Source organism: Agrobacterium sp. DKPNP3 (genome assembly GCF_052686535.1).
Window position 1 is genome coordinate 1 of record NZ_JBQYSN010000178.1, and the last position, 2,498, is coordinate 2,498.

At 59.8% G+C, this 2,498-nt stretch carries 3 protein-coding genes; all 3 read right to left on the bottom strand.

Annotation, left to right across the window (positions count from 1 at the left end):
* Nucleotides 1-22: 22 nt before the first annotated feature.
* Nucleotides 23-1,615 (bottom strand): IS66 family transposase, encoded by a 1,593-nt coding sequence (tnpC, locus tag ACUTJJ_RS24980; RefSeq protein ID WP_445543778.1) that lies wholly within the window; start codon nucleotides 1,613-1,615, stop codon nucleotides 23-25.
* Between the two features lie 73 nt (nucleotides 1,616-1,688).
* Entirely contained in the window at nucleotides 1,689-2,033 is a 345-nt protein-coding gene (gene tnpB / locus ACUTJJ_RS24985; RefSeq protein ID WP_044460335.1) for an IS66 family insertion sequence element accessory protein TnpB, read from the bottom strand.
* Nucleotides 2,030-2,413, bottom strand: a complete 384-nt coding sequence (locus tag ACUTJJ_RS24990) for a transposase (RefSeq protein ID WP_113731415.1) — start codon at nucleotides 2,411-2,413, stop codon at nucleotides 2,030-2,032. The genes tnpB and ACUTJJ_RS24990 overlap by 4 nt, the downstream gene beginning before the upstream one ends.
* Nucleotides 2,414-2,498: the final 85 nt, after the last annotated feature.

Here is a 2,498-nt window from a genome sequence, read left to right on the forward strand (position 1 = left end):
GTAAGCGGCAAGCTGAGACCGTTCAGCGCGTGTAGTTCCACGGCATGAGTGCATCGAGATCGCTGCTGGGCCAACCATTGGCTATGCGCTCGAGTGTCTGGGTGAGCCAGGCCTGCGGATCGACATTGTTCATTTTCGCTGTTTGAAGGAGCGTGGCGATTGTTGCCCAAGTCCTTCCACCGCCATCGCTACCGGCGAAGAGGCTATTCTTTCTGGTAATTGTCTGGGGCCGGATTGCACGCTCGACTATGTTGTTATCGAGCTCGATGCGGCCGTCGGTGAGAAAGCGCTCGAAGATGGAGCGACGCGAGGTGGCATAGCGGATCGCCTCGGCCAGCTTCGACTTGCCAGAGATCCGCGGTAGGGTCTTCTGCCAGAGGGCGAAGAGCTCCGTGACAACCGCCGCAGATGTCGCCTGGCGCGCGGCGACACGGGCGTCAGGGCTTTGCCCGCGAGCCGTTTCTTCCACCTGCCAGAGCTTCGCCATCAGTTCCACCGTCTCGGTGGCGATCCTGGAGCTGTCTGAGGCGTGAAGCTCGTAGAACTTGCGCCTGCTATGGGACCAGCAATAGGCCAGCATCACGCCGTCATTGCCTCCGTCAGATCTGGCAAGCTTGTTATAGGCACCATGTCCGTCAACCTGCAGAATACCGCGATAGCCACTCAGATGCCGGGCGACCCGATCGCCAGCACGGCTATCTTCGAAGCGATAGGCAACCATCGGCGGGCTACTGCCACCGAAGGGTCTATCATCGCGGGCATAGGCCCAAAGCCAGGCCGTTCTGGCCGATCCGGATCCGGGCGCGAGTGTGGGCAACGTCGTCTCGTCAGCGAAGATACGCTCAGCCTTCTTGATCTCGGCGAGAATGTAGTCGGCCAGGATATCAAGTTCAAAGCCAAGCTTACCCATCCATTGAGCCATCAGCTTCCGGTCAAGCTCGACCTTGTCGCGGGCATAGATTGCCTCCTGCCGATAGAGCGGAAGGCCATCGGCATACTTCGAGACGGCGATCTGCGCGAGAAGCGCTTCCGTCGGAATGCCCGCCTCGATAATGTGCGCGGGTGCGGCGGCCTGAATGACGCCGTCTTCATTTTTGAAGGCATACTTCGGTCGGCGTGTGACGATGACGCGGAACTTCGCCGGCACGACGTCAAGTCGCTCCGAGACGTCTTCTCCGATCAGCACCTTCTGTTTGCCGACGTGTTCGGGCAGTTCATCCGGCTCGATCACCACTTCGACCCGTTCCAGATGCGGTGCAAAGCCTTTGCGCGGCCGCGGCGGACGTTTGCTGTCGGGATGGGTTGCGCCCTTGTTGACCTGGGCTCGGATCGCAGCGATGCCGGTCTCGATTTCCTCGAAGACAAAGGCCTGCTGCTCATCATCGATGCCTGGAGAGCCGAGTTTTTCTGATCGCCGGCCAAAGCGGGCACGATCAAAGGCTTTCAGGATCTGGGTCAGTCGTTCGATGCGTTCATCAGCATCGGCGTTTCTGGCTTTCAGGTCTGCGACCTCGCTCTCAAGAGCATCGGTGCGCGCTGCCTTCTCGGCCATGGCAAGGACCATAGCTTTCAGGGTCTCTATATCATCCGGGAGCTGCAGATCGGGCGGCGTCATGACGTCTACTAGAGCATATTTTGCTCCGATTTTCCTGCCCTTTCAGGCGGTTGATTCACTTTGCCGCAGGCATTTACCCAACAATCTCCGGCGGCTTCACCGCCACCGAACGCACCCGTTTCCAGTCCATGCCGTCAACGAGCGCCATGAGCTGGGCATGGTTGAGCTGGACTCGGTTGTGGCCTATCCGCGGCCAGCAAAACTGCGCCTTCTCCAGCCGCTTGGCGTAAAGGCAAACCCCGGATCCATCCCACCAGACGATCTTGATCCGGTCGGCCCGTTTGGCCCGGAAGACATAAAGCGATCCGTTGAACGGATCACTGCCAGCATCCCGCACCAGCGACAGCAGGCTGTCCGGCCCTTTGCGGAAGTCGATGGGATGGCTGGCCAGGAAGACCTTTACACCTGCGGGGATCATGCTGAGCGAACCGCTCGGATGACACGCTGCAGATGCGCTTCTTCAACATGCCGGCCGACCCGCACGACGATACCGTCAACGTCGATTTCGACGACGGGGTCGGGGTCAGGTGCGACGCTCTGCGGATCAACTGGTGCTGCTAGTCCAGCCTCATCACTGCCCAACAGTTCTCTACGCCAGCGGTAGAGTTGAGACGGCAAGATACCGATCTGCCGCGCCACGGCAGACATGTTCACCCCGGGCTGACATGCCTGCTCAACCGCTGTGGCCTTGAATTCGTCGGACCAGAACCGCCGCAACTGTCGCGGAGACCCGTCAAGGCGATCGGGCACCGCCTCGATCATTCGCATCAACCCAAGGCTAGCCGCAGGTCTAGACATAGATCCTCACATTCAGAGAACTCGTATGCCCGACATACCCTACTCAGCATCAGCCGCGCCAGATGGGGTCTCCTTGCCGCTTACT

Coding starts and splice junctions, on each gene's coding strand:
- ACUTJJ_RS24990 (WP_113731415.1), bottom strand. CDS start 2,413: ATGTCTAGACCTGCGGCTAGCCTTGGGTTGATGCGAATGATCGAGGCG.
- tnpC (WP_445543778.1), bottom strand. CDS start 1,615: ATGACGCCGCCCGATCTGCAGCTCCCGGATGATATAGAGACCCTGAAA.
- tnpB (WP_044460335.1), bottom strand. CDS start 2,033: ATGATCCCCGCAGGTGTAAAGGTCTTCCTGGCCAGCCATCCCATCGAC.